This is a genomic window from Methylophaga frappieri (genome assembly GCF_000260965.1).
GTDB lineage: Bacteria > Pseudomonadota > Gammaproteobacteria > Nitrosococcales > Methylophagaceae > Methylophaga > Methylophaga frappieri.
Genome location: NC_017856.1, coordinates 1,490,986 through 1,516,149, shown reverse-complemented (window position 1 = coordinate 1,516,149; position 25,164 = coordinate 1,490,986). Strand labels below are relative to the sequence as shown.

The window sequence follows — 25,164 nt, the reverse complement described above, 5'->3', positions numbered from 1 at the left end:
TGAATTAAACGTATTTAAAGCCTGAACTCGCGACCCAGATAAACATTGAGGACTTGTTCATTTTTTAATATCTCTGCCGGGGTCCCTCTGGCAATGACTTCCCCTTCGTTAAAGATATAGGCGCGCTGACAGACGCTCAGCGTTTCTCGGACATTGTGGTCGGTAATCAGGATGCCGATACCGCGTGCGGCCAGATCTTTAATGATGCCTTGAATGTCGAGTACAGAAATCGGATCGACACCGGCAAAAGGCTCATCAAGTAAAATAAAATCAGGCTCGGTTGCCAAGGCGCGGGCAATTTCGACACGCCGTCGTTCGCCGCCGGACAAGGCCATACCCAGCGCGTCACGAATGGGTTCAATATGAAAATCACTCAGCAGACGATCAAGCAGAGACGAAGCCGCGTCGGCAGTGAGATCCTGCCGTGTTTCGATAATGGCTCGCAGGTTCTGTTCTACCGTTAGTTTACGAAATACCGATGCCTCCTGGGGTAGATAGCCGATACCGCGCTGGGCGCGCAGATGCATGGGCTCACGAGTGACTTCCTGTTGGTCCAGAAAGATATGCCCCCGATCTACGGGGACTAAGCCGACGATCATATAAAAACTGGTGGTTTTGCCCGCGCCATTGGGTCCCAATAAGCCGACTATCTCGCCGCTGTTAACTTCTAGCGAAATCTGTTTGACGACCTGACGAGAGCCATACTGTTTGGCAAGGTGCTGTGCAGCAAGTTTACGCATTGAAGTTAGGGCGCATCCTGCAGATAACGTGCATTTACCCAGCCGATGGTTGGTTCGCCATCGACCATGCCTTTGACCTGTGCCCATTGTTGCTGACGTGTCAGAACTAGCACCTCGGTATTGGCAGCAAAAGTGGCAATCCGTTCGTATTGTGTCCCTGGTCCCGTGCGAATATTCAATACGGTGGAGACAACACCAGTCGGGTAGGAAGTATCTCCGGTTTGTGACGGCGCCTGAATAGTTTCGGCTGGCACTGCGGGCTCGGCAGCGGGTGCTTGCTGACGTTGTCCTGGAGGCTGAATAGTGACGTGTACACGGCCACTGCTCCGGCTTTCGCCATCAATATCAACAGAGCGTGAATTGGCAAAAACCACATTACGGGCAATATCGTATTCGATTTGATTGCCTTTAAATTCATCCCCGTTCTGCCAGACGTAACCTTCACCAATCAAGTAAATTTTTTGATCACCAGCGAAATAATCCATGCGTAATGCTTTGGCACGAACGGGTTCTTCACCGGGTTTATGGACTTGTTTATAAGTGGCCAGTTTTCCTTCGGCAACGGCTTTTTTCAGTTGTTTATTCTCATCGTAATAAAAGGTGATGATATCGCCTTCAATACGCAAAGTGCCTTGAGTCAGGATCGCATCACCTTTGTACTGGGCGACACCCGACGCGTCGTCCATCTGGGCATGATCCGCTTCGATATTGATTGGCTCATCTCTATCACTTGGTAATGCCCAAGCCACGATTGGCAGCCAGAAAAGAAGCAGGCTAGTTAGTTGCAGGCGCATCATATTGTCCTCTTACCCTTGAATGCAAATTGATGGTTTCTTCCTGTAAAGCGGCATGAAAGCCAACCGCATGCGTGTCCCCATTGGGTGACCGCATCACAACCGGACGATCGGTATAGGCCGTATTATTGACGGTGTCCAGATGCATCAGATCGGTCAACAATTGTATCGAAGGCTGATCCTTGTTGGTGATAATAACATTCCCGGTCAGCACAATGTGTTCTCCCTTACCAGTGGTATCGGCCATATCGGCTTGCATAATCCAATCATCTTTTTGTTGATGCATGATCAGGCCTTCCGGTTTGATGATTTGTGTCCGATCGCCATCAGGATAATGGGCTGCTTCTCGACCTTCGATAATCCGTTGCGGATAGCCATTGGTATCCATCACCGTCATGACGAAATCGGTCATTGCGTAATCGCTGCTTCGTTCGTCGCTGACTGGATTGGTGTTGCGCGTGGTTGGTTCAGGTTCACTGGCCAGCAAAAGCCATAGACTCACCACTACCGCAACAAGCAGCCCGAGACGGGTCAGTCTGGACAGATTAAAGATGGCGTTCAAATTGATCCTGCAGGGTACCCTGCGCTTCCATAATGAGTTCACAGACCTCACGTGCAGCACCTTGGCCACCGCAAGATGGCGTAATCCAATGCGCATGTTGTTTGGTACGCGCATCTGCATCCTGCACTGCAATCGAAAGCCCAGCTCGACTCATGATCGACAAATCGACCCAGTCGTCGCCCACATAAGCACACTGCTCGGGATTGATGCCCAGTTTGGCGGTCAATTCTTCAAAAGCCGGTAACTTGACCTTTTGTCCCTGATAGACGTGGTTGATACCCAGGTTTTGCATACGATGCTCCACCGTCTTGGAGGTCCGGCCGGTAATAATGCCTATCTCAACCCCGGTATATTGAAGCAACCTCATGCCATGACCGTCACGCGAATGAAAGGCTTTATATTCCTGACCATCGTCACCGATAATGATGCGACCATCCGTGAGGACGCCATCAACGTCAAAAATAAGCAGTTTGATTTGTTTGGCTCTCGCCAGAATGTCTTGCATGATGATTCCTGTTTTAGACGACGCCAGCACGCAGCAAGTCGTGCATATTTAGCGCGCCAACCAGTTTTTGCTGCTGATCGACAATGAGCAGCGCGTTAATTTTGTATTGATCCATTATCGCCAAGGCCTCTGCGGCAAGCATATCCGGCTGGCCGGTTTTACAGTTTCGGGTCAGATGGTCTGCCAGCAAAGCGGTATGCACATTAACGGTTTGAGATAATACCCGGCGTAGGTCACCGTCCGTGAAAATGCCACACAATTGACCCTGTGCGTTAGTCACTGCCGTCATGCCCAGACTTTTATTGCTCATCTCCAGCAGGGCTTCACTTAGTCCGGCCGATTCCTGGACCTGCGGAATAGCCTGACCTGTATGCATAATATCACTGACGCGGAGTAATAAACGCCGACCCAAATGGCCACCGGGGTGAGACAAAGCAAAATCATCAGCGGTAAAACCACGCGCTTCCAGTAAAGCAATCGCAAGTGCATCGCCCATGACTAACGTTGCCGTGGTACTGGCGGTGGGTGCCAAACCAAGCGGACAGGCTTCTTTGTCAACGCTGACATCTAAATGTGCACTGGCGCATCGGGCAAGCGTGGATTGTGGCCGACCAGTAAGCGCAATCAGAGGGATATTAAGTCGTTTAATAATGGGGAGAATCGTCAAAATTTCGCTGGTTTCGCCCGAGTTTGAGAGCGCAACGACCACATCTTTGTTAGTAATCATACCCAGATCACCATGACTGGCTTCGCCCGGATGCACAAAAAAAGCGGGGCTGCCAGTGCTGGCAAAGGTCGCCGCCAGCTTGCCGCCGATATGACCGGATTTGCCCATGCCAATAACGACAATGCGCCCCTCGCATTGCAATAAAAACTGACAAGCCTTTACAAAAGTGGCATCAATTCGCGACCGCAAAGCACTGACTGCATCCAGTTCGGTATCGATCACCGCGGTTGCCAGTGAAATCAGTTTGTCATTGCTTAGCGTCATGTTTTTTCTTGGTGGTGAATCCCGGCCATCAGTATAAACATCTAAGGCGAGAATCGCAGTGGTTATAGCGTATTTTTATCGAGAACAGGTAAAAAAAAGCCGGCGTAAAACCGGCTTTTCAAATCTGGCATGACCTATGGGTTACAGGTCATCAAACAAATCAAAGTCATCATCGGTTGTTGGTGGGTTGCCGTCATGAACCAGATATTGACGGCGCTGCAGATAGGCATCCCGAATATAAGCGTATTCATCGTCAGACGCTTCAGAAACAATCTTGCTGGCTTTTAGTAAATTGGCACGCGTATCAATGACTCGTAAGCCGGCCAAGGCCAATCGGGCATCATCGCCTTCAACATACATGACCGGATCCGTAAACATATCACCAACCAGACCAAAGCTATCGCGCACGGTACGCGGGCCAAAGAAAGGTAAGACGACGTAAGCGCCCGGTTCAACGCCCCAAACGCCTAGGGTCTGACCAAAGTCCTCATTATTTTTCTTGTGTCCAGCATGGCCTGCGACATCGAAAATACCGAATACGCCAACGGTGGTATTGAGTGCAAAACGACCCGTATCGTGGGCGGCCTGCTCAAACTTGCCTTGCAGTAAATCGTTGATGATGACCGTAATTTCGTTGAGGTTACTAAAGAAATTACTGACACCCCAGCTGATCGGATCAGGGACCACCGCGTCATAGCCTTGCGCAACCGGCTTAATAACTGCTTTATCCAGCGTGTCATTAAATTTGTACATGGCCCGGTTGTAGCTCTCGTAGGGATCCTGTGGATTATTGCTGGTGCTGGCACAACCTGTCATTAGCGCCAGTAAAGCGATAAAACCAAAGCGTCGGAATAAGTTATCGTGCGTCATGGCGCTATTTCCTGAAGTTACTTACAGAGAAATAATCTCACGCACGCTGATGGGGAATCAAGCGATCTGTCGCAAAAAAGTCATAATTCGCGTTGATTGTGGTGCTGAAACCACAGTGAAAATGCGTTTGCAAAAGGTTATACGACCTCTGTTAGGGCATTTGCTGGTGGTTCAGGCGTATTATTAAACATCTTGGACTCAAATTCGCGACTACAGGCTGTCCAGCTATTTAATCCGGCGAAATAAATGCAATCGGCTTTATTCAGTGTTAATGCCTGCTGTGCTGCAAGTTGCAAATTATCATCCATCCAGCCGGTACTCCCTTGATCGATAATATCAATGGGCCCCGTCACAGGGTAAGCGGCGACGGGCAGGCCACAGGCCATGGCTTCCAAAATCACCAGACCAAAGGTGTCGGTTTTACTCGGAAATACAAAGACATCGCAGCCAGCCAGCCAGCTTGCCAGTTCTTCACCGAACTTCGCACCTGCAAAAACGACATCGGGGTAGCGTTTTTCTAGTTGTGCTTTGTCTGGTCCATCGCCGATAACCAATTTACTGCCTGGTAAATCTAAATCCAAAAAAGCCTCAATATTTTTTTCCACCGCCACACGGCCCATATTGACAAAAATCGGCTTCGGCAAGTCCAGTGTTACTGGGTTTTCAGGTTGAAAAACCTGGGTATCGACACCGCGTCCCCACACTTCAACCTTATCAAAACCATGTGACTGCAAACGTGTCTGCTGCGATTTAGTTGGCACCAGAGTACGCTCTGCAGGTTGATGAAAGCGTCTTAAAAAAGCATAGCTCCAACTCAGTGGAATAGGTGCACGCAACCGTAAATATTCCGGAAACTGAGTGTGGTAAGAGGTGGTAAAGCGGACATGATGGCGTAAACACCAGCGCCGAGCGGCTTGGCCTAACGGTCCTTCAGTTGCGATATGAATCGCGTTGGCCTGCTTGTCGCGCAAAATTCTCGCCAACTTTCTATAAGGTAAAATAGCTAAACGAATACTGGGATAAGAAGGACAGGGCACTGTTTTAAAGCGTTGCGGGGTGATCATGGTGACATCATGACCAAAACTTTTCAGATAATCGCGCGTTTTCCCCAAGGTCCGGACCACGCCATTGACTTGCGGCTCCCAAGCGTCAGTGACAATAATAATTTTCATCAGGCCGCCTGAGCAATAGCGCTGGTTTCTGCTGCCAGTTCAGTCCATGACAAAATTTCCATACTGCCATCCGGATTCTCTACCAAAGCTGTGCAGCTCTCTACCCAGTCACCGCAGTTATAGTAATCAATGCCATGCAGTTGCGTTATTTCGGCGCGGTGAATATGTCCGCAAACGACGCCATCGACGCCTTGCCTTGCTGCTTCGTGCGCAACCGCTTCCTCAAAATTACTAATGTATTGCACGGCATTTTTGACTTTGTGTTTTAAAAACGCGGCCAGTGACCAATAGGAAAAGCCCATTTTGCGTCGCACATAGTTAACGTAGCGGTTGGCTCGTAACAGAAATTCGTAGAGGCGACTGCCAATCTTGGCCAGCATGGGCGATATTTTCACCACGCTATCAAATTCATCCCCATGCAAAATCAGGAGTTTGCGACCGGTTGCCGTGGTATGGATGGTGTCGTGTTTGATTTCGACATTGCCAAAAACCATGCCGTCATAATCACGCAAAACCTCATCATGGTTACCGGGTACATAAACCACTTTGGTATTGTGCTTTGCCTTGCCCAGCAGGGTGCGAATCACATTGTTATGTTCCTGCGGCCAAAACATTTTCTTTTTCATTTCCCAAATATCAATGATGTCGCCAACCAGATACAGGTACTCGCATTCCACGTGGTGCAGGAAGTCCAGCAACAATTCAGCGCTACAGCCCCGAAAGCCAAGGTGAATATCTGAAATCCAGACGCTGCGAACTTTTAGTTTTCGTTTTGGACTGACTTGTGATTGCATAATATGCCCCAACCTTTGTGTTGAAAGCACACTAACGAATGCATATTGCAGCGATGTGAATGTTTGGTTGCACTAATATGACCGCCAGTCGTCATCGCCGCTGACAGACAGAATGACAGGAGCCAACAGGCCATGAGTAATCCTTTGCTAAATCAAGATTTTTTACCGCCGTTTTCAGCTATCAAGCCTGAGCATGTGGAGCCGGCGCTGGATGCTGCGCTTGCCAGCGCTCGAGATTTAGTCAAAACCACTTTGCAAAATATTGACAAACCGACTTGGGAAACCTTGGTTGTGCCAATGGAAGAGCTGGACGTTATGATCGACACGGTCTGGTCACCGGTCAGCCATCTCAATTCGGTGATGAATTCTGAGGATCTCCGTAAAGCCTACAATGCTTGCTTACCTAAACTTAGTGATTTCAGTACCGAGTTAGGGCAAAACGAAGCGCTTTATCAGGCTTATAAAACGCTCCAGCAAAGTGACGAATATCATCACCTCAATGTGGCCCAGAAGAAAGTAGTTGATAATGCCGTTCGTGATTTTCGACTGTCTGGGGTGGAGCTTGATGAAGCGGATCGGCAGCGTTTTAAAACACTGTCGCAGCAGATGACCGAACGTAGTGTCAAGTTTGAAGAAAATCTGCTTGATGCCACCCATGCCTGGAAAAAACATATTACCGACGAGACGTTATTGGCCGGGCTGCCTCCCTCAACGGTGGCTATGGCCAAACAGATGGCACAGCGGGAAAATCTTGATGGCTGGTTGTTTACCCTGGATTTTCCGTCTTATATGCCGGTGATGTCTTACGCTGATAATCGTGATTTGCGCGAAGAAATGTATACCGCATTTGCAACCAAAGCCTCCGATCAAGGCCCGCATGCCGGTCAATGGGATAATTCTCAGGTCATGCAGGATATTCTTCAGTTACGGCATGAGCTAGCACAGTTGCTCGGCTTTGAAAATCACGCCGAGCGATCACTGGCCACCAAAATGGCGCAAACTCCCCAGCAAGTATTGGATTTCCTGACGGATCTGGCACAGCGCAGTAAACCGATTGCTGAGCAGGAATTTAAAGAACTTTGCGATTACGCCAAAGAAAAATCTGGTTTAATAGTATTAGAAGCCTGGGATATTACTTACTGGGCAGAAAAATTACGCCAAGAGCGTTATGCCATTTCGCAAGAAGAGGTTAAACCCTATTTTCCAGAAAATACCGTTGTCGACGGTCTGTTTGCTGTCGTCAATCGCTTGTATGGACTGCAGATAAGAGAAAACAAACAAGTGGATGTCTGGCATCCCGATGTCCGCTTTTTTGAAATTGTCGGTGATGATGGTGCGGTGCGCGCCCAGTTCTATCTTGATTTATATGCCCGTCAGCATAAACGCGGTGGCGCCTGGATGGATGAATGTAAAGTTCGTCGCCAGACCCGTCAGGGTATTCAAATCCCGGTAGCATTTTTGACCTGTAATTTCTCCGAGCCGGTCGATGGTAAGCCGGCCTTGTTTACACATGATGAGGTCACCACGTTGTTTCATGAATTTGGTCATGGCTTGCATCACATGCTGACCAAAATTGATGTCGCTGGCGTGTCTGGTATTAATGGTGTGGCGTGGGATGCCGTCGAATTGCCAAGCCAGTTTATGGAAAACTGGTGTTGGGAGCGTGAAGCCATTGATTTGATTTCGGGGCATTATGAAACAGGCGAAAAATTGCCTGATGACTTGTATCAGAAAATGATTGATGCGCGAAACTTTCAATCCGCCATGATGATGTTGCGTCAGTTAGAGTTTTCACTGTTTGATTTCCGTCTGCATTTGGAATTTGATCCAGCCAAAACGAATCAGGTCGATGCCGTATTGGCGCAGGTTCGTGATGAAGTAGCGGTTGTCAAACCACCAAGATTTAATCGATTTGCGCATAGCTTCGCCCATATTTTTGCGGGGGGCTACGCGGCGGGTTATTACAGCTATAAATGGGCCGAAGTGTTATCTGCCGACGCCTTCTCCAAGTTTGAAGAAAACGGCATTTTCGATCGTAAAACCGGCCAAGAGTTTTTGGAGTCGATTCTTGAACAAGGTGGTAGCCGTGAACCGATGGAGTTATTTATTGCATTCCGTGGGCGTGAACCACAAATTGATGCGTTACTCAGGCATTCCGGTATCGCAGCTTAAATAAAAAAGGGCCAAACGGCCCTTTTTTATTGTCTCACTAATTTAGATGGAAATCGGCTAACGGAGTTGACTATCCTTACTGCCGCGGCGGTTAAATAAGCTAGTTGCTTTGTTTTCTTTATCAACGATTTCCTGGCATTGCACACATAACCTGACGCCCGGTATCGCCTCACGCCGCGCCTGCGGGATAGGCTTATCGCACTCTTCACAATGCGTCAGACTCTCACCTTTAGGTAAACGCGACCGTGCCTGATGAATCGCATCCTCGACACTGGCATCAATTTGATCTTGTACCGCCCCATCTCGGGACCATCCTCCAGCCATAGCAACCTCCTGATGACGGTATCAAAACCCAATTTAATCATATTCGCGCTGGCGGGGGGAAATCTTCCACCAGGGTAACCACCGCGAATGCTGGAAATCATTAACGCTGGTAGTCGCCTGCGCGTTCGGGTTGATAAAGGATATCGATGATGGTGACTTTCAAGGTATCACCGCTTGGATTAGGCCACTCAATTTGATCGCCGATAGCCAGACCGAGCAAGGCGCTGCCAACTGGTGACAAAATAGACAAGGTTTGTCCACTGTCATCCATATCTTTCGGATATACGAGTGTCAGTTCAAACGATTTTTGCGTCGATTCGATAACAAACTGCACGGTCGAATTCATGGTCACAATTGTCGGCGGCACTTCTTGTGGCGAAACCAATGTGGCGCGTTCAAGCTCTTCTTCAAGATTGATAATCGCAGCATGATTGGTGTCTGGTAACGCATCGATCAATTGATAAAGCCGTTGTGAATCGATAGTCGAAATGGTGATGTCTGGTCTGGTTTGCATGGTTTACCTCGATAGGTTTGTTTATTTTTTAAAAGCAGTTTGATGACTGGCAGTGCGCTAAGCAGGGTTATCCTGTGCCGGTTCAACTGCCGCATTAGCCTGCGCATTTACAGCTAATCTGACCTTCGGGCTTCTCAGCCTGCGCAGTACAAAAAATAAAGGTAATCCGTACATGAGTATCATGGCGAATGTCATGAATATCGACACAATTTGAGGAGCATGTGATGCGTCCACCGAACCCATGTTCAGTATTTTCATCATGACGAAAAAGAAAAAACCGGCTAACAGCAGTATTGATAGCCAAGTGAGGATTTCGAGAGTAAAGCGTGCCCAAGGCCGCATCTTCAGAAAAAAAATGCCAGCAACGAGGCCCATGATCGCGACTGCGATTTGAGTCAGGGCAATGGTCGGGTACAAGTAAGTGGTAAATTGCCAATCAGATTCAGAAAAGTAACCGCTGGTTACCAGATGAGCAAACAATCCCAATGTGGCCGAAATCAGCATCAAAAAACCAATAACGATCCATGCCCATGCAATAACGCTCACGCTCGTTGGTCGTTTTTCCAAATACATCATTCATCCTACCTGAATAGCCGGTATACATTTGATAGTGTGGGGGATTAAGCAAGGTCAATAGCCAAATCAGCAAGTGCTGTCTAACCCAATGAAATAAACAAGCGGGTTTAGTTCAGACCGACTGCATAACTAATATAAGCTATCCCTAACAGAATCGGAATAGCATGAAGCCAATACCATCGTGCTGCCGCATCGGCAAAATACAAAGCACTAGTCAAAACGATGATCACCAAGGATACCAAGGGTAAAACATGCAGCGCATTATCCAGAATAAAATGCTGCATTGGCGTTAATGATTGCGTGTTAACCAGACTGGCTGAGGAGAAAACCACCGCCATAAAAGCCAGCAATGCATAACAAAGCTGCAAAACGTTGCCAGCGATCACCCATCCCAAACGCATGATTTATTTCCTAATGGCAGATTCAAATCATACTTACAGATTGGCCTTTTTCGTCTGTAAATTCAAGGTGCCAAGACTCACTCTGCGCAGACATGGTTAACCATGACAAATCGCTATCCCAATGTAAAGTACGCTTGACACTTGCAGGGTGGTCGCATAATGTGTCAAGTCATCTTTACATCTCGGGAGGGCGATATGCTAAACAGTAAGCAATACCTGATTGAATTCGGTTCGAGTATGGCGCTATACACTCTGGCGATTTTTTTTAGTATTGGGTTTTTGATCATGTATCCACAATCCCCATGGCGGATTTGGGTAGCGCTCTTACCCGTAGTGCCGGCATTAATGGCGACTGCGGCTATTATTCGCGCTGTCGCCCGCTTAGATGAATTACAGCAACGTATCCAACTAATGAGCTTTGCACTCAGTTTTGCTATTGTTGGTTTGAGCACATTTACTTATGGCTTTCTGGAAAATGTCGGCTTTCCCAGCATCCCGTATGTCTGGATTCTGCCGTTTATGATGGTGGTCTGGGGTTTTGCGACGCCGTTTGTCGCAAGAATGTATAAATGAATAACACACTGCGAGTGCTCAGAAATCAGCACGGCATTTCGCAGGCAGAAATAGCCAGCCAACTCAATGTTTCTCGGCAGACCATCAATTCCATCGAAAATGGTAAGTACGATCCCAGTTTGCCGTTGGCATTCAAGATAGCGCAGTATTTTCAGCTGAAAATCGAAGATATTTTTTTACCAGACGAACATCGTCATATCTAAGGCGGAGGGGCTATGCAAACAGTGGTTATTTGGGGGGCAGGAAGTGGTCTGGGTGCGGCAATGGTTGAATTGTTTCACCACCAAGGCTGCAAGGTGATTGCCGTAGCGCGGGATCCATCCAAAAACCCACAGCTTTCAGCGTTTGGTTTACAAACGTTTTCCTGTGATGCCACACAAGCGTCGCAAGTTAATGAAGTGGTTGCTGCGCTTCCCAAAGCGGCATGGGTTATTTCAACCATGGGCAGTTATCGGGCTGAGGTACCGGTCGATTATATCGGTCACCGTCATCTGATAAATGCACTGGAAGCCAATAACGTCTTGCGATTTCTACTGGTGACCTCGTTGGGTTGTGGGGACTCCTGGCAATATCTGTCCGAGCGCTCCAAGCAAGGTTTCGGTGCAGCCGTTCGGGAAAAGTCTCTCGCAGAATCATGGCTGCAAACCAGTCTTCTTGATTACACCATTTTGCGCCCCGGTGGCCTCAAAGATGGCGGCATCACCCATACCGGCCAATTATCACAACATGATGAAGTGCATGGCTTAATTTATCGTAGTGAAGTAGCCAGATTGGCGCATCAATTATTGAGCGACGCTGACAGCATCGGTCAGATCTATCAATGTGTCGATCAGGACTTGCGTTGGCCGTCGTAACGCTTGCAAGGCTACGTCACTCGGGCGCTTCCAGCCCGGCATCAACCAGTGTTTTCGGTTTATATGAAAATTGCGGATCTCGCCACCTTTGCCAAACACTTTCGTCGACCGTCACATTGACTGCTGGATAGTCATTATGTCCGGTGGCGTATTTACGAAAGTGTTTGCCGTCTCCTTTGGCTTTGAGGCGTCTGAAGAACGCATAGGCTCCACCAAGAAACTCGTTGAACGAGGGCGCTGGTGCGCTGTGCCACGCTTTGTTATCAGCTGCATAATCATCAAGCACTAGCCCTGCATTCCGGGCTTTGGCGCTCATCCATGCCAATGAGATGTCGGCGAGCGGATCTGCCCCGTATCCACCTCCAACATTCGCATGCGCACCAATGAACCACCGTTGTTCCAGAGCCAGTTGACTCGGTTTAGTTGTGCCTTCTGGACTGGTCCAAAGCGCCACATCATAGACGGCTCGAAACTCATCAAGTGCCATGGCATGGTAGGCTCGTTCGACAATGCTCGACAGCTCGGTGTCGTGCCACGAATACTTTCCATACTCAGACAGATTGGTTCCGGGAATACCGAGCGCCCCGACCGTATCCCATACGCCGATGAAATGGATTTTGACTTCCCGGCTATAGGTGGCCCGAAACTGTTTACATTCATCGGAATCGGGAGCTGCTTCTTTGTTGCGATACAATTTTTCGGCATCGTCGAGCAATTTTGGTTTTGTTATATGGAGCAGGCCACATTTTCTGATCATGCCAACGAGGCTTCGCGCCGTATACGCGCCACGGCTGAAACCAAAAACCCAGATTTCATCACCGGCTGAATATCGCTTTACCAGCCACTCATAGCCTTGCCGGAGATTTTCACTCAGACCATAGCCAAAGGTGCCACCAAGAAAACGGGACAATTTGGAGGTCCCGACGCCCGGATCATAAAAGAACCGCTGGTGTATCTCGCCATCGTAGTCGTGAATCTGACGAGACAATCTGTATACGTTGGTCTGATCTTCCGGGTCATTCCAGGTCCCATCGAATAAAACAATCAGTCTTTGTTTGTTCATTGCATCTCTCCTTGATTAATACGTTGAACAGCTAACAGTCTCCCTCAAATTGGCAGTGATTCATCAAACACTTACTCGCTTTATATCCTAATATCAATCTAGTTTGACTTCAGGTTTCAACAAAAAAGAATGTTTAACGTTGATTAAGCCCTAATGCTTTTTGTTGCGCCTTGGTCAGGCCAAGTGATACCAGCCGGTGTGATTCTTGAATATAGTCTTTGAGATCTGCATCGCCACCTTCGATGACAGCATATTGCTGAATCCATTTCATGCCTCTGGCTGCCATGTATGGCGCGGCTCGAAAGCCCGGCTCATCTCGCAAAATATTGAAGTTTAAGGTTGAGGTTTTAAAGGTAAAAGCAGGATCACTTTCTTTTTCCCAACCACCAATCGCAAAGACTTTACCGCCTACTTTCCAAACATGCGCCTTGCCCCATTGCATGACATAGGTTGTTGCAGGTAGCGCGCCACAAAAATCATTAAATTCTGCGTATGTCATGCCAAACAATGGGGTGGGTAACAACGGTGTCGATGTAACCCCAAAAATAACTTTCCGTATAAATGAAAGGCATCTGCACCCTCAAACTAACTGTTTTTGCCGCAGCATTTTTTAAACTTTTTCTCACTACCGCACGGGCAGGGATCATTTCTGCCAATTTTGGGGTAATCGCGTGTGATGGGGCTTTGTGGGGCGCAGCAACCCGCGTCATTACAGCACGACTCAGCTTCCGTGGTTAAGGTCTCTGGTTCAAGATTGTCTTTTGTCGCCATTATTCACTTTTAATCATTAACGAAATGATTATCTTACGCCAAGCCATCGATGACGGGTAACCTTATCCCAACAGCTTTGTGCGCGAGTCGGATTAAGCTAAGCAACAGAAAGAAATAATCGAGGCGCTGACACACCAAACTACGATAAAGAGCGGATTAATACGCCATCGCATCAGCAGAACGAGCGCAATCAATACGATAAAAACATCCAGATAACCCGTAATACCTGACGTGATAATTGGATCGTATAATGCCGCGCCAAGTAAGCCGACAACCGCTGCATTGACACCAGCGATTGCCCGAATCGCGTTCGGATTTTGTGAAATCACACGCCAAAAAGGCAAGACACCGCTAATTAATAAAAAGCCCGGTAAAAACAAAAAGACCAGCGCCGTCGCCGCCATCCAATACGTTTGTTGCCATGGCGAAATAATAGCGCCCAAATACGCCGAAAAGGCAAACATTGGCCCCGGAATCGCCTGCGCTGCGCCATAACCAGCTAAAAAGTCTTGTGTATTAGCCCAGCCATTGCTGACCACCGTATCCTGTAGCAATGGCAACACAACATGGCCACCGCCAAATACCAAAGCCCCCGCCCGATAAAATGCCTCAGCAACAGAAATAAACCCGAGTTGGCTCGAAGCAAAGAGCGGTAAACCGAGCAATAACAAGACAAATACAGCCAGCAGCATCGCACCCAATTTGGTTCCATAGGGAAGGGGGATTGGGGTCTGAGAAGTGGACTGATTGGTCTGCCTGATAAAAACCATCCCCATCACTGCCGCCAAAGCGATGACAGCCAGCTGCGTTAAAGCAGACGACGCAAAAATTAAGATAGCAGCCGATAAGAGGGCGATAAGTTTCCGAAGCAAATCAGGACATAATTTTTTGGCCATGCCGAAAACCGCATCGGCAACGACAGCACAAGCAACCAGTTTTAGGCCGTGTATTGCAGCCTCGCCAATCGGTTGAGAAAGCCAGGGTAAGGCAGCGGCAAAAGCGACAAGTAATATTGCAGAGGGCAGGGTAAAAGCCATGAACGCCGCAAACGCTCCCAGCCAGCCACCACGAAGTAACCCAAGCGTAAAGCCTAATTGGCTGCTGGCGGGGCCAGGCAAAAACTGGCAAATAGCGAGCAATTGCCCAAATTGCGCATCACTGAGCCAGCGTCGTCGTTCCACAAATTCCGTTCGGAAGTATCCCAAATGCGCGATAGGGCCGCCAAAAGCCGTTAAGCCAAGTTTCAAAAAAGCGAGAAAAACCTCAAGCGGCTTACCGGATATGCGGGTTTTGGGATTTGAATTCATCGAAAACAACTCACCTAAAATGAGGGCTTACCTTATTAAAATTTGTCCCGTATTGCCAGACTTCGATGCGAAGCGAGATGGCTCTATCTCGCTCATTACCAATAAATTAAACCAACAGGCGATGCATACTTCAGAAAGTCGCTATCAGGTTTTGCTTGATGAGATCAAAATGGAGCTTTATGCCGCCACCTCTGAAGCAATGTGTCAATTAACGCCATGAATAGCCGTGCAGCGTGAGCCATCTCCGGCGATCAAAGACAGCGATCTGATTCAAGGCTATGCCTCATCACGCCTTTACCAGACGTCACTTCAATTAGGGTGTCGAAACAACCTCAACACTATCCGCACGGCAGGCGTTCTTACTTCTATCAAAGCTGTTAATAGGGTTGGTCACGTAGCGAATTCCCGACACCCTGACGGTGGCGCCTTTAGGCACATTCCACGGTGTACCGTCACCGACTATAGCTGATGATCGGCAGTAACGTTTCCAGTCATCACGCCCTTGGGCATTAACCAAGGCACCACGAAAGACGCCGACCACATCCGGCAGCGGCGCATATTCGGGTGTCCAGGTTGGTTCAGGTTTGGCAGGCGTTGCTAGCTGAGCATGCGCATTTCGGCAGGCTTCAATGTCGGCTTCTGACACCTCTCTACCATCATCAAGCTCCCGCGATGGAATAAAACAAGCTCGGACACAGTCGCCGATGCGTGCAGTACGACATTCCATGGTCTTTTGTCGCAATTCCGCTGCTATATCAGATTGCGCAGAGGCGACTGGAAATAGGCTGGTGGTTAACAACACCATTGACAATGTGGCTTTGGCGATTTGACTAAAAGCTGCTGAATTCATTGGGAATCATCTCTTGTATTGAAAGTCTGGCAACGGGAAATGTTAGCGAAATTAAGCAGATCGCATCGAGGCGTATGGGCATAAAACCTAAGCTGAGAGGCGTTTGAGGCAGCCACGTTTTTGGTGGATGCCAAAAAATCGGCGACGGGTCAAACGTCCTTTGCAGCGCATTGTTAAGCACAGCCTGCACCGAACCCAACGAAAAATTTATTGAGCAAATCTCCGAAACCCCAGATTAGTGAGCCTAGAAAGCTGAGTGTCGGGCCGACTACACCGAGAGCAAACCTACTGTTTTGATCTTGAACTACGTAGTCTGGAATTGGCTGATTTTTCGTTTGGTAATACTCGGGAGCGTTGAGATTAAGATCACTGTCGGATGCTTTTATTTCTAGGAGCAGATCTTTCTTTAGGATGAATGTGCGCGATAGAGAAATGATGCCAAGGCCGACAACTAACGAGCCAGACCGAGATACCCACTCAAAATCTTGCCAAAGAACACTGGCTAATATACCGGCCACCAGACATGAAAAAGCCAGAAGTATAATTAATAAATTGTTTGTTAGTAACGATTTCATGCGGTGCCTAACGCCTCAAACACCGGCATGATGAAGTTGGCGGCTTTTTTGGAACAAAAAAGATGACAGTTTTACCATGTCCGCGTGCTTTGATTTATTATGCATTTAGCTACGTTTCATACGTTTAGACCAGATTTCTCTTAGCATCGACTTGTGCTGCTCTGCTGCCTCTTTTGCCTCTCGCCTTGAAAATCCTGACTTTTTAAACGTCTTTACAAGATTGTTCGTATAAAGCTTTTCCCAATCAGGTAAAAATCCCGTATCAGGTATCTCTACAAGGATCTTACCCTTGTCTAAACCATCAACAACCTTCAACCCCGATTCCGAGGGTTGGAGGTAAAGGGCGTTGGCATGTAGAATTCCATCTACTACGCCACCTTGTTTTTTTATGTTGAATTGTAATAGCACCTCTAAAGCTGACGGTCTTGAAAATTCCAGCAATAGAGCCACACTGCTTTTGTCTCTCTTTAGAACAGCCCATGTGACAGTTACATCTCCAGGAGGCGAATATTCATGGGCATAGATAAGGTCTCTAAGTTCTACTCTTTCTGTGCAGTCAACCACTAAGACAGGAACCATACGCCCCTCACCTATTTCATGAGTAGCTATAGCCCCATCGCTAATAATAGGTACTAGGGAGGAATCTGAAATTTTACGAAATTTCTTCATATTTCATTTCCCGTAAAATATATGATTCGACCGAGACTTCTTCACCATTAGCATTTCGCGCTACCACCCTATATTTTTCCACCCGCTTTGATCCCTCAGCAATTGGAGGGATACCAAAAACAAACCATCCGGTTACTGATGACCGAGGTTGAATGACGATGGGAAGTGATGCGGGCTTTGCGCCGCCAGACAGCCATTTTTCGGCATTTTCTTCATGTGCTGAAATCAAATGGCCAACCCTATCTTTTGAGTTGACATAAAAGGTTTCGAGACTTATTTCAGTTATAGAGTCGGAAGCTTCTGACTTATTTGCGTATGCAATTGAAAATATATACTTACCTTCTCTCAAGGCTGAGTTATAAGCTCTAAATGAATCGGCCAAATAGGCAGAAATATTTGATCGTAAGGAATCATTTTGAAGCTCTGCCAATTCTAATGCTCGCTTGGACACACGATAGCTTCTAAACGCAAACAATGCTGCTATCCAAGCCGCAACAGCTGCAAAACCTGCAATTATTATTTCTGGTTCAAATACTGGCACTTTAGTGACTCATATACTGCATAACGCCCGCAGCACGCGCGGCGTTATAGTGAAGGCGAAGCCGCAACGGAAAGCTGTCGCCGTGCCTGCGCTTGTTAGGTGCGACTCTGATATTGGCACCCTTACATTCCATAGTACTTAGAGCTGAACGCAACTGAGATCGGGGCACCGTCGTATGTGCACATGACAGTTACCTTCATCTTTTTTTGTGATCGTAGTAGGTGTGACAGTGCGTCTGCGCGCGAACCAAATCAAGCTCGCTTGGATTGATGCTCAATGCCCCGAGCATTCGCTCAGGATCAAATTCCTGATTTTGATTAAAAGGGGCGGTTCGCTTCAGGTCAACGTCAATGTAGCTGACAAAATTTCCCTCACGCTCCAGAAACATCCGGCACTCCTCATTTTCTACGATGATGTTTCCGGCTTCATTCATTTCCCCACCAACGATTTCGTGCACTTCTTTGACGTTCATACCCATGTATTGGAATGGCCTATGGAAAGGCTTAACCAACATAGGAAGATTAAACACGTATGCCCTGTCTAAAGCCTCACCGAGAGTCGCTCCCGCCCGCCCAGAATCGAGTACTGATTTATTAAAAACTACGCCGATGCTTTCGACCAAGCGTTTCAGGGCAGCAGGATAGTTTTTCTCATCCGTAAAATCCGCATAAAACTTGCCTAGCAGGAAACCAGGCAGTTCACACGTGTGATACAGGATTGGGAGAACCCTAACTTGGCGTCCTGAAATCTCCTGATTCATCGCCACATCTAGTTCGCGCTGAACCCACGGGGATGCAATGGAATTTGGCGAAAGAATTGCCGCAACATAGTCTACGGTATCCAGACCATGGCGTATTTTTTCAATGAGGGATTCGCCAACCTTAATTTCGGCTTCATCTAGCCAATACCGAATGCCATGTGCTTCGAGATCAGAAGCCAGCTTCCGAACGAACGGCTTATCGGCGTGCGTATGGCTTAAAAAAATACTTTTCCTCAACGGATACTCCTTAGCACCTAACGCCCACAACACGGGCCGGAGTAAGCGTAGCTTACGGAGGTCCGGCACCACGTACTGGTGCTTGCGTGGTTGTGATTGTTATTTGATTTCACAGATTCAAACCCTCGATCCAATAACTGCCAAATTTGTAGTGATCGTAAGGGTCAATTCGATCTCTTATATAGTACTCTCTCAGCTTCTGAATACCGGTAACACAAAGTTGATGGAAAAACCCTGTAGGATATACAAGCTCCCATGTGTATGACTCATCGTTTAAATTGCCCATAGAATGATAGAAAGGAGCTTCGTTTTCACTAAACTCCATGCCATATCCTGGCTCTCGCATTTCATGAACCAAGCTATTACGGTGCCGATAAAATAAATTGGCGTGCTGAAGATGCTCAATTTGTATATCTTCTAGTGGCTTTGGCACGTTGCGAGGCCACCTTCTTCTTGCTTCATCGATGGTCAAATCTCTATCTAGGCGAATCACGTCGCCAGAATGCCAATGATCAAATAAGCCAAATGCATATTCTCTCAATTCAGAAAATTGTGGATCGGGAATTTTTGTCAGCAAACGAACTAAATGGGGAAGACTTATACGATCTTGATATTCCCAATCTGAAAAATACCGCAAAAACGAAATTATCCGTTCTCTGTTCCCTGTTTTTTGCAAAGTGACGCTTTTCGATAGCGCATCAATAATTCCCAAATAGAGCACTTTTCTGAAAAGTCTTGTAGACTCCCCAAATTCTGCTCCATTAATTTCCTCAAGCTTCCTTTCAAAGAATCCAAGAAATCTCTCTATATTTTCTTGAACATCATCGCTCACTCGATCTCTCCATTCACATAACGCCGCCAACACAGGCCGAGCGGTAGCGAGGTCCAGCCCAATGCGGCTTTTTGCATTGGGCGATTGTGATTGGCTTTGTTATTTGTATTGCGTGACATCATCAAGCAACCCCGTATTAACGGCAACCTCATACTCACCAAAATCCGTTTGGTTGGAAAACAACACGTTCTCTCTATAATAAGTTGCCCATAAAACAATTCGATCTAGCGGATTGAACCAATCCTGTGATGCGTAGTGCTTAAAAGCGAATTCTGTAGCACAATTCTCGCAGGTACTCCAAGATTGACCAAAATTACCTGACTCTAACTCTGATTTACTACAACCTCTGAAAATAAGAAACTCCTCGTCTAGGGTCTCTTTGTCATTTGGTATCAATTCTTTAGTAAGAACTATTTTTGGATACCACACCTCATTTTCTTGGCGGGTGAACAATTGGTGAAGCCCGTTAAAGGCAAAGGAGACAAACGCGTGCCGTAGTGAATCTAATGTTTCTTTTGCAAAATCACTTGTTAATTTTTTAGAAAGACCCACAGAGTAACTATTTATAAATTTCTCAGCCTCACTGTCTTCAAATGAGTAAATATCACGAACTTCTCCAGAGTTAATCTGATTGATGATTGCCTCTATAAATCTTGCTATGGCGATTTCCAGGTCTTCCTTAGCATCTTCAAGCCGATGATCGTCGAGCCTTAAATCAATTGAGTTAAGATCAATCATCATTTCTTCTGTCATAAACTTCCTGTCTGATTCAGCTAGCACAGGGTTTCCTTAGATGAGAGCACATAACGCCGTGTTTTGGGGCGCCGGAGCGCCAGCGAAGGCGTCCCAGCAGCGCGGCCTTTTGCGCTGCGACAACAACACCTTGTTACAACTTGCCCCATTTGTGGCATTATGCTACATTCCGCAATATGCCGACTTGCGGAGGATGTGACCATGGCTACAACAAGCATACGATTAGACCAAGACCTGATTGATAAAGCCACGATTATGGCAAAAGCCTTGAATAGAACTCCGCCTAAGCAGATTGAGCACTGGGCGAAAATTGGCGAAATGATGGAAGATAACCCAGATTTGCCATATGAATTTGTTAAGCAGGCGATCATAGCCAAGGCGGAAAAAGAGGCTGGAAAGCTTGAGGAATACGACTTTGGCTAAGGTCGTTAGTGTATTACAAACACCTACGTTTAAAAAGGTGGTGAAAAAGTTGAAGCCAAACCAAAAAAAGGATTTGGATACAGCTATTAAAGCACTGATGAAAGACCCAAAACTTGGGGAGCAGAAGAAAGGCGACCTAGCTTTTTTGCGTGTACATAAATTCAAGATGAACAAACAGCTGACCTTGCTCGGATATAGTTTTGACGAAGGACAGTTGATTTTGGAATTAATGGCGCTTGGCTCCCATGAAAATTTCTACCGTGATATCAAACGTGGGACATAGAGTTGTAACGCCACACACAAGGGGCCGCAGCGTAGCGGAGGTCCCTGCCCATGGAGCGATAGCGTAATGGGCAAACCTTGGTGTGATTGTTATGAGATTTTGTTGACCGAGGCATTCAACTTGTCCTTCAGCTCATCTTGATTTTCGCTGTCAGTTTCACCAAAAACATCTCGAAGCCCACCTAAGACATTGATCAAAAAGTGCGCAAAGTCATACGCGTGCTGCCCAATATCGCCAGGTTGCGGCCCATCAACTAAGTCAGTGATGTTTCCAGCGTCATCTTCTTGAGTATATTTCTCAAGGGATCTCGGTGTTGTATGCAAGGAGGGACTGGTTAACCTATATAGGCTATCGTATATCTCGCTGCACCCGATATTCTTTGCATATTCTTCACTTTTGAATGCCTTTGCCCCTTCAGAATCAACAGTGCTTTTTAAGTTGTCCTTTTCCTGATCCGCATAGGCTCTAGCTGATGCAAAAAGTGTTGATGAATGCTGCTGCGATACATTCATCAGTTTGAGTCTAGCTCTAAGATCGGTTTGAAAATATTCCTTAACAAAACCAGGGTTCGTGCATACGTTCCCAAACACAAAATACGCGTCCAGAAACACTCTGAGCATCGTCATTGATTCATTAGTCATGCCTTTGCGCATGATAAGAATTCCCGCTTCTGATATCTCCAGAATCCTCGTCGCCAACACCAGCGCGATAATTCGCTGGTGATCGGTTTCCGACTCTTGAACAGGAACGGAGTGAGCTTTTATAAAAGCTCGAATCAACGCCAATATTTCATTCAACCTTTCGAACACAGCCAAGTGCGGCTGAATGGCCGATTCCGCGCGCTGATCTGCCTGCTCGGTTAAGAATCCATCACCATCTACGTTCATGATTCTTTCCTATTGCTCATAACGCTCACAGTTGGGGCGGCCGGTACGGCCGTCCCAACAACCTGTGCTTGTTAGGCGGTACACTCTACGCTACTCAATATTCATTTTTGTAATGAGTTCGTAAGAGAGCTCGATACGTCGCTCTACAGGGACCTTCCGCATCGATGCCACAACAGAGCTAAACGAACCCTCACCAAGCTGATAGGAATCATTTGCGGCCGCCAAAAACGCAGCAAAAACGAGCCCTTCGTTGCCTAGATCATCCGGTGCAACATCTTGATAGGAAGAAACTGCCTTCCCTAGCAGAAGTACATTATCGATTACATCAAGTGGCATGGCTTGCTCAGGGTCCCGATCAGCGTGTTTCAAAAAGTTTGCGGCTCGATTGGTATCGTTCCAATACTGACGTTCCAATTCCGGTCCTATAGAAGCTTGGACATCGCTTAGTCTCGATTCGGCAGTAATAGAAGATAGCTTCTCAGCAAGTCTCTCTATCTCAGTCATAAAATCCGAATCTCTGGTCATCTCCTCCGGAAGGTTACCGCGTCGGTAATCCCGCACGATATAGAAAACACTGACAAGATATGTATCTGCGGCTTCGCTCATACCGCGCGACTTCTTTATATCTTTCAGCAACCCGTAAGCTGCCGCAGCGATGGTATGAACTGCAAGTTCGTCCTCTGATTGAAAATACATTCGAATTGCCGCTTGAAGCTGACGCTTTGCAGCAGACAGTTTGTTGACATGAAGAGCAGCTTTGGCCATTCACTTACCGCCTAACGCCCAAGCTCAGTTGCCGCCGGATCAGCGGAAGGCTGCGGAGAGTACCCGAAGCGCGGCAGCGCTTTGGGCGGTCAACTGCAGCGATTCGTTAGGTGCCCGATCAACGTAGCAATGATAAAAACTCGTCATCCGTGATTTCTTTGTCTTCGTAATTATCCTCATCGTGCACAATCCAGCCGTTTGAGCCATGCTCAAGCTTATGGTGGGGGCCAACTAACACACAGTTTGGAATGACTACTTCCTTTACGAATGGAAAATCTTCATATTGTTTTGCGACGTAAGCCGCTCCTCGAGCGCCCTCGATATACCACGGCTGTGACCCAAACGCCGAAAACTGCTTCTCAACAATATTCTGAAGCAAATGAATTGCTTCGATTGCGAGTTCTCGAGCATTTTGGTCAGTCTCCGGGTTGAAGTGGACGGCTTGGTGTCGGATTCCTCCAAGCTGACGTAGATCTTCGGCAGCCGCCGGAAGTAGCACCTCCCATGACTCTAAGGTTCCAATCGCATACTCCCAGTTATCGAATGACTCTTTACGATAAATTTTTTTGTATTCGGTCGTCGATCTGAAGTATTCGCGTAGATGAATGATGAGCCGGTTCAAGATACGCTCACCCAAAGTGCAAGCTGATACCAAGGCGGAATAGTAGGAGCCTACGACGAAGGATTTTCGGCATTGCCCTAAGAATGCGTTATGAAATGCCAGGAGTGATAAAGGGCTTGCTCCGAGCTCTATAAAGTTCTCTATTTTCTCTTCGTGATTTTGGGCTCCAAACTCGTGCACAAGACCTTCACGGATTTTTCGCTTGTTCTCCATCCATTGCGACTTTACTTGCGACTCCCAAGAATCCTGAATTTCCGTCGCAAGTAAACGAGCTCGCGTATCGAAACTAAAAGCTAATACTCGGTATCGTTTCATGATTGTAGGGGTACCTAACGCCGCAATAACCGGCGCGAGGTACGAGCGTCCGGCGCCGCAGGCGCGTAGTTGATTGCTTTGTTATCTGTTTTCATCTTGCTCGGACCAACATGTCAGGCAGTAGCCGTCACCGCCAATTACGTTGCCTTTACAGTCAGGCACCTGGCAATTTTCCCGCTCCACCTCATAATTTTGGTCGCAAACCACACAGTATAGATTTTTAGATGTTGGAGTATTGGGACTTAAAATAGCGTAATTTGAATCAGTTACATCATACTCATGGTTAAGCCAGTAATGGCACGATGGGCAATAGTAATTTCTTTGTTTTAAGTTGACACCAAGCATCTCACCAGATTTCGCCTTGCCCAAATAGGACACCAAAAACTCAACATATGTCGTTACACTTGCCTTTTCGTGGTCACTATCATATATGCCAAATAATGGTTCATTAAACACATGATTTTTGAGTTGATCCCACCATTTTCTCGGCCCCCAAATATGGACAGCAACAGTGTAAAACGTCTCTATGACATAGTTGGGAGTCAAGATCCCTTCAGTTACTCCGTGTGTAATCTGATTCCGCTTTATTCTAAGGTCTTCTAATTTGGTCTTTGTTTGTGGTGTTAGCTCTCCAAGTCCTAGCTCTTGATATAACACCAAAAGATCATCAAATTGGTGAATAAATAACTCACTAAACTTTTTACTTTCTTTAGCTGAACCCCATTTTTTGGGTTCGCCTGCCAAAAGAAGTAATGGTGAAACTCTACATATCTCTTTTTTTAAATAATTTTCCAAGCTTAAAAAAAGTAGCGTTAATGAATTGTTTAGTATCCCTTGATGATATTCCCAGTAGTCTTCTTTTCTAACATCGCAATCTTCAATAAATTCAAAGTTTTCTTCATTTGACCTAATGAGATCAAGTGCTTGAATTAAGTACTGAACACTTTGTTTTTCAAAGTCTTTTGGTTCTGGCTTACTTTTGATCATGGTTCATCGTGTTCTTACAGATAACGCCGCCAACACAGGCCGAGCGTCAGCGAGGTCCAGCCCAATGCGGCTTTTTGCATTGGGCGATTGTGCTTGGCTTTGTTAAGTTTTTTCACGACATTTGTGCCTAGATAGTGAATTTATTAACTCGGATTTACATTGCTCAACGTCACCATAAATTCCTTGCTCAGCAAGCGACAGTTCATCATCTATTTGATCAAACTCCCAACGGACTTCTTCTGGGAGCTGAGTAATCTACGCAACATCCAATGCTTTTCGTGCTACTGATCGGACACTCTCTCCCTGCGCGAGCCTATTACTCAGTTCAGAAAGTAACATTGCCCCAGAAACTTGCAGATTTCTTTCACCTAAAACCTCTTTCAGAGATTCCATAACTCCATTGCGACCTCTGGGCCTACCTAATGCGACTTCAATGATTTCACCAGAAGGCAAATCTTCCGATTCGATGATTTTATCTGCCCAAGCGATAGCCTCTTCAAATTGAAGTATTCCCAGCTCTATTCCATAGAGGTAATAATCTGCTTCTATTCCGTGGCTCTGATTCATGGGTAAACTTAACAGTGTGTTTTATAAGGCCGGCGGCCTTATAACAAATATTAAACGGGCTTCCTTATAATTCTCTTTTTGTGTTATGTAAGTTATTGTTTAGTCGGCGTTAAAT

At 46.9% G+C, this 25,164-nt stretch carries 35 protein-coding genes; 7 read left to right on the top strand and 28 right to left on the bottom strand.

The features are described 5' to 3' along the window. Positions 1–14: 14 nt before the first annotated feature. From lptB to Q7C_RS07190, 8 genes are all read right to left on the bottom strand, one after another. Positions 15–740: an LPS export ABC transporter ATP-binding protein gene (gene lptB / locus Q7C_RS07225; protein ID WP_014704076.1), complete on the bottom strand. Its 726-nt coding sequence runs from the start codon at positions 738–740 to the stop codon at positions 15–17. 5 nt (positions 741–745) lie between these two features. Beyond that, on the bottom strand, positions 746–1,537 hold the full coding sequence (gene lptA, locus Q7C_RS07220) for a lipopolysaccharide transport periplasmic protein LptA (RefSeq protein WP_041366653.1): 792 nt from the start codon (positions 1,535–1,537) through the stop codon (positions 746–748). Continuing rightward, positions 1,515–2,096, bottom strand: a complete 582-nt coding sequence (lptC, locus tag Q7C_RS07215; protein ID WP_014704074.1) for an LPS export ABC transporter periplasmic protein LptC — start codon at positions 2,094–2,096, stop codon at positions 1,515–1,517. The genes lptA and lptC overlap by 23 nt, the downstream gene beginning before the upstream one ends. Then, entirely contained in the window at positions 2,080–2,601 is a 522-nt protein-coding gene (gene kdsC, locus Q7C_RS07210; RefSeq protein ID WP_014704073.1) for a 3-deoxy-manno-octulosonate-8-phosphatase KdsC, read from the bottom strand. Before kdsC ends, lptC begins: the two co-directional genes overlap by 17 nt. 13 nt (positions 2,602–2,614) lie before the next feature. Continuing rightward, a complete protein-coding gene (locus Q7C_RS07205; RefSeq protein WP_014704072.1) occupies positions 2,615–3,592 on the bottom strand; it encodes a KpsF/GutQ family sugar-phosphate isomerase in 978 nt (325 codons plus the stop codon). Between the two features lie 141 nt (positions 3,593–3,733). Continuing rightward, positions 3,734–4,462 (bottom strand): MlaA family lipoprotein, encoded by a 729-nt coding sequence (locus tag Q7C_RS07200; RefSeq protein WP_014704071.1) that lies wholly within the window; start codon positions 4,460–4,462, stop codon positions 3,734–3,736. A gap of 137 nt (positions 4,463–4,599) precedes the next feature. Then, positions 4,600–5,634 carry a glycosyltransferase family 4 protein gene (locus Q7C_RS07195; RefSeq protein ID WP_014704069.1) on the bottom strand — a complete coding sequence of 345 codons (1,035 nt, stop codon included), beginning with the start codon at positions 5,632–5,634 and terminating at the stop codon, positions 4,600–4,602. Next, positions 5,634–6,428: a UDP-2,3-diacylglucosamine diphosphatase gene (locus Q7C_RS07190; protein ID WP_014704068.1), complete on the bottom strand. Its 795-nt coding sequence runs from the start codon at positions 6,426–6,428 to the stop codon at positions 5,634–5,636. Before Q7C_RS07190 ends, Q7C_RS07195 begins: the two co-directional genes overlap by 1 nt. A 132-nt stretch (positions 6,429–6,560) precedes the next feature. Here Q7C_RS07190 and prlC point away from each other — a divergent pair, with 132 nt between their 5' ends. After that, positions 6,561–8,600 (top strand): oligopeptidase A, encoded by a 2,040-nt coding sequence (gene prlC, locus Q7C_RS07185; protein ID WP_014704067.1) that lies wholly within the window; start codon positions 6,561–6,563, stop codon positions 8,598–8,600. Between the two features lie 57 nt (positions 8,601–8,657). Here the strand turns inward: prlC and Q7C_RS07180 are convergent, their stop codons facing one another. From Q7C_RS07180 to Q7C_RS07165, 4 genes are all read right to left on the bottom strand, one after another. Beyond that, on the bottom strand, positions 8,658–8,924 hold the full coding sequence (locus tag Q7C_RS07180) for a DksA/TraR family C4-type zinc finger protein (RefSeq protein WP_014704066.1): 267 nt from the start codon (positions 8,922–8,924) through the stop codon (positions 8,658–8,660). A gap of 100 nt (positions 8,925–9,024) precedes the next feature. Continuing rightward, positions 9,025–9,438 carry a nucleoside diphosphate kinase regulator gene (rnk, locus tag Q7C_RS07175; protein WP_014704065.1) on the bottom strand — a complete coding sequence of 138 codons (414 nt, stop codon included), beginning with the start codon at positions 9,436–9,438 and terminating at the stop codon, positions 9,025–9,027. Between the two features lie 57 nt (positions 9,439–9,495). Further along, a complete protein-coding gene (locus Q7C_RS07170; protein WP_151194736.1) occupies positions 9,496–10,014 on the bottom strand; it encodes a hypothetical protein in 519 nt (172 codons plus the stop codon). Between the two features lie 107 nt (positions 10,015–10,121). Continuing rightward, positions 10,122–10,415: a hypothetical protein gene (locus Q7C_RS07165; protein ID WP_014704063.1), complete on the bottom strand. Its 294-nt coding sequence runs from the start codon at positions 10,413–10,415 to the stop codon at positions 10,122–10,124. Between the two features lie 195 nt (positions 10,416–10,610). On the opposite strand from Q7C_RS07165, the gene Q7C_RS07160 reads away from it, so the two are divergent. The 3 genes from Q7C_RS07160 to Q7C_RS07150 are packed head-to-tail and all read left to right on the top strand — an operon-like array spanning position 10,611 to position 11,842. Beyond that, on the top strand, positions 10,611–10,988 hold the full coding sequence (locus Q7C_RS07160) for a hypothetical protein (protein ID WP_014704062.1): 378 nt from the start codon (positions 10,611–10,613) through the stop codon (positions 10,986–10,988). Next, positions 10,985–11,191, top strand: a complete 207-nt coding sequence (locus Q7C_RS07155; RefSeq protein WP_014704061.1) for a helix-turn-helix transcriptional regulator — start codon at positions 10,985–10,987, stop codon at positions 11,189–11,191. Before Q7C_RS07160 ends, Q7C_RS07155 begins: the two co-directional genes overlap by 4 nt. 12 nt (positions 11,192–11,203) lie before the next feature. Further along, positions 11,204–11,842: an SDR family NAD(P)-dependent oxidoreductase gene (locus Q7C_RS07150; RefSeq protein ID WP_014704060.1), complete on the top strand. Its 639-nt coding sequence runs from the start codon at positions 11,204–11,206 to the stop codon at positions 11,840–11,842. Between the two features lie 16 nt (positions 11,843–11,858). On the opposite strand, the gene Q7C_RS07145 is transcribed toward Q7C_RS07150, so the two are convergent. The 4 genes from Q7C_RS07145 to chrA all read right to left on the bottom strand — a co-directional run bounded on the left by Q7C_RS07145 (position 11,859) and on the right by chrA (position 14,983). Beyond that, positions 11,859–12,905, bottom strand: a complete 1,047-nt coding sequence (locus Q7C_RS07145; RefSeq protein WP_014704059.1) for a DUF2235 domain-containing protein — start codon at positions 12,903–12,905, stop codon at positions 11,859–11,861. A gap of 133 nt (positions 12,906–13,038) precedes the next feature. Continuing rightward, positions 13,039–13,404: an MmcQ/YjbR family DNA-binding protein gene (locus Q7C_RS07140; RefSeq protein ID WP_041367002.1), complete on the bottom strand. Its 366-nt coding sequence runs from the start codon at positions 13,402–13,404 to the stop codon at positions 13,039–13,041. A gap of 86 nt (positions 13,405–13,490) precedes the next feature. Then, positions 13,491–13,676 (bottom strand): SEC-C metal-binding domain-containing protein, encoded by a 186-nt coding sequence (locus Q7C_RS14020; RefSeq protein WP_083839452.1) that lies wholly within the window; start codon positions 13,674–13,676, stop codon positions 13,491–13,493. A 92-nt stretch (positions 13,677–13,768) separates the two neighbouring features. Next, positions 13,769–14,983, bottom strand: a complete 1,215-nt coding sequence (chrA, locus tag Q7C_RS07135; protein WP_014704056.1) for a chromate efflux transporter — start codon at positions 14,981–14,983, stop codon at positions 13,769–13,771. Between the two features lie 19 nt (positions 14,984–15,002). On the opposite strand from chrA, the gene Q7C_RS07130 reads away from it, so the two are divergent. Further along, positions 15,003–15,203 (top strand): hypothetical protein, encoded by a 201-nt coding sequence (locus Q7C_RS07130; protein WP_151194735.1) that lies wholly within the window; start codon positions 15,003–15,005, stop codon positions 15,201–15,203. A 93-nt stretch (positions 15,204–15,296) separates the two neighbouring features. Here Q7C_RS07130 and Q7C_RS07125 read toward each other — a convergent pair whose 3' ends face one another. The 7 genes from Q7C_RS07125 to Q7C_RS07095 all read right to left on the bottom strand — a co-directional run bounded on the left by Q7C_RS07125 (position 15,297) and on the right by Q7C_RS07095 (position 20,200). Then, a complete protein-coding gene (locus tag Q7C_RS07125) occupies positions 15,297–15,833 on the bottom strand; it encodes a hypothetical protein (RefSeq protein WP_014704054.1) in 537 nt (178 codons plus the stop codon). A 173-nt stretch (positions 15,834–16,006) separates the two neighbouring features. Further along, positions 16,007–16,408: a hypothetical protein gene (locus tag Q7C_RS07120; RefSeq protein WP_041366651.1), complete on the bottom strand. Its 402-nt coding sequence runs from the start codon at positions 16,406–16,408 to the stop codon at positions 16,007–16,009. A gap of 105 nt (positions 16,409–16,513) precedes the next feature. Further along, a complete protein-coding gene (locus Q7C_RS07115; RefSeq protein ID WP_041366650.1) occupies positions 16,514–17,077 on the bottom strand; it encodes a hypothetical protein in 564 nt (187 codons plus the stop codon). After that, on the bottom strand, positions 17,061–17,618 hold the full coding sequence (locus Q7C_RS07110) for an amidohydrolase family protein (protein WP_041366649.1): 558 nt from the start codon (positions 17,616–17,618) through the stop codon (positions 17,061–17,063). Before Q7C_RS07110 ends, Q7C_RS07115 begins: the two co-directional genes overlap by 17 nt. A 196-nt stretch (positions 17,619–17,814) precedes the next feature. Beyond that, positions 17,815–18,615 carry a toll/interleukin-1 receptor domain-containing protein gene (locus tag Q7C_RS07105; RefSeq protein WP_014704052.1) on the bottom strand — a complete coding sequence of 267 codons (801 nt, stop codon included), beginning with the start codon at positions 18,613–18,615 and terminating at the stop codon, positions 17,815–17,817. Positions 18,616–18,724: 109 nt separating this feature from the next. Beyond that, positions 18,725–19,447 carry a hypothetical protein gene (locus Q7C_RS07100; protein WP_014704051.1) on the bottom strand — a complete coding sequence of 241 codons (723 nt, stop codon included), beginning with the start codon at positions 19,445–19,447 and terminating at the stop codon, positions 18,725–18,727. A gap of 99 nt (positions 19,448–19,546) precedes the next feature. Next, on the bottom strand, positions 19,547–20,200 hold the full coding sequence (locus Q7C_RS07095) for a hypothetical protein (RefSeq protein ID WP_014704049.1): 654 nt from the start codon (positions 20,198–20,200) through the stop codon (positions 19,547–19,549). 201 nt (positions 20,201–20,401) lie between these two features. Here Q7C_RS07095 and Q7C_RS07090 point away from each other — a divergent pair, with 201 nt between their 5' ends. Then, positions 20,402–20,623 carry a TA system antitoxin ParD family protein gene (locus tag Q7C_RS07090; RefSeq protein WP_014704047.1) on the top strand — a complete coding sequence of 74 codons (222 nt, stop codon included), beginning with the start codon at positions 20,402–20,404 and terminating at the stop codon, positions 20,621–20,623. Continuing rightward, positions 20,616–20,906, top strand: a complete 291-nt coding sequence (locus Q7C_RS07085) for a type II toxin-antitoxin system RelE/ParE family toxin (RefSeq protein WP_041366648.1) — start codon at positions 20,616–20,618, stop codon at positions 20,904–20,906. The genes Q7C_RS07090 and Q7C_RS07085 overlap by 8 nt, the downstream gene beginning before the upstream one ends. Positions 20,907–20,995: 89 nt before the next feature. On the opposite strand, the gene Q7C_RS07080 is transcribed toward Q7C_RS07085, so the two are convergent. The 5 genes from Q7C_RS07080 to Q7C_RS07060 all read right to left on the bottom strand — a co-directional run bounded on the left by Q7C_RS07080 (position 20,996) and on the right by Q7C_RS07060 (position 25,049). Beyond that, entirely contained in the window at positions 20,996–21,793 is a 798-nt protein-coding gene (locus Q7C_RS07080) for a DUF5677 domain-containing protein (protein ID WP_014704045.1), read from the bottom strand. Positions 21,794–21,883: 90 nt separating this feature from the next. Beyond that, on the bottom strand, positions 21,884–22,558 hold the full coding sequence (locus Q7C_RS07075) for a hypothetical protein (protein ID WP_014704044.1): 675 nt from the start codon (positions 22,556–22,558) through the stop codon (positions 21,884–21,886). 118 nt (positions 22,559–22,676) lie between these two features. Continuing rightward, a complete protein-coding gene (locus tag Q7C_RS07070; RefSeq protein WP_014704043.1) occupies positions 22,677–23,495 on the bottom strand; it encodes a hypothetical protein in 819 nt (272 codons plus the stop codon). 81 nt (positions 23,496–23,576) lie between these two features. Next, positions 23,577–24,482, bottom strand: coding sequence for a hypothetical protein (locus Q7C_RS07065; protein ID WP_014704042.1), 906 nt, complete (start codon positions 24,480–24,482; stop codon positions 23,577–23,579). A 255-nt stretch (positions 24,483–24,737) separates the two neighbouring features. After that, positions 24,738–25,049, bottom strand: coding sequence for a hypothetical protein (locus Q7C_RS07060; protein ID WP_014704041.1), 312 nt, complete (start codon positions 25,047–25,049; stop codon positions 24,738–24,740). Positions 25,050–25,164: the final 115 nt, after the last annotated feature.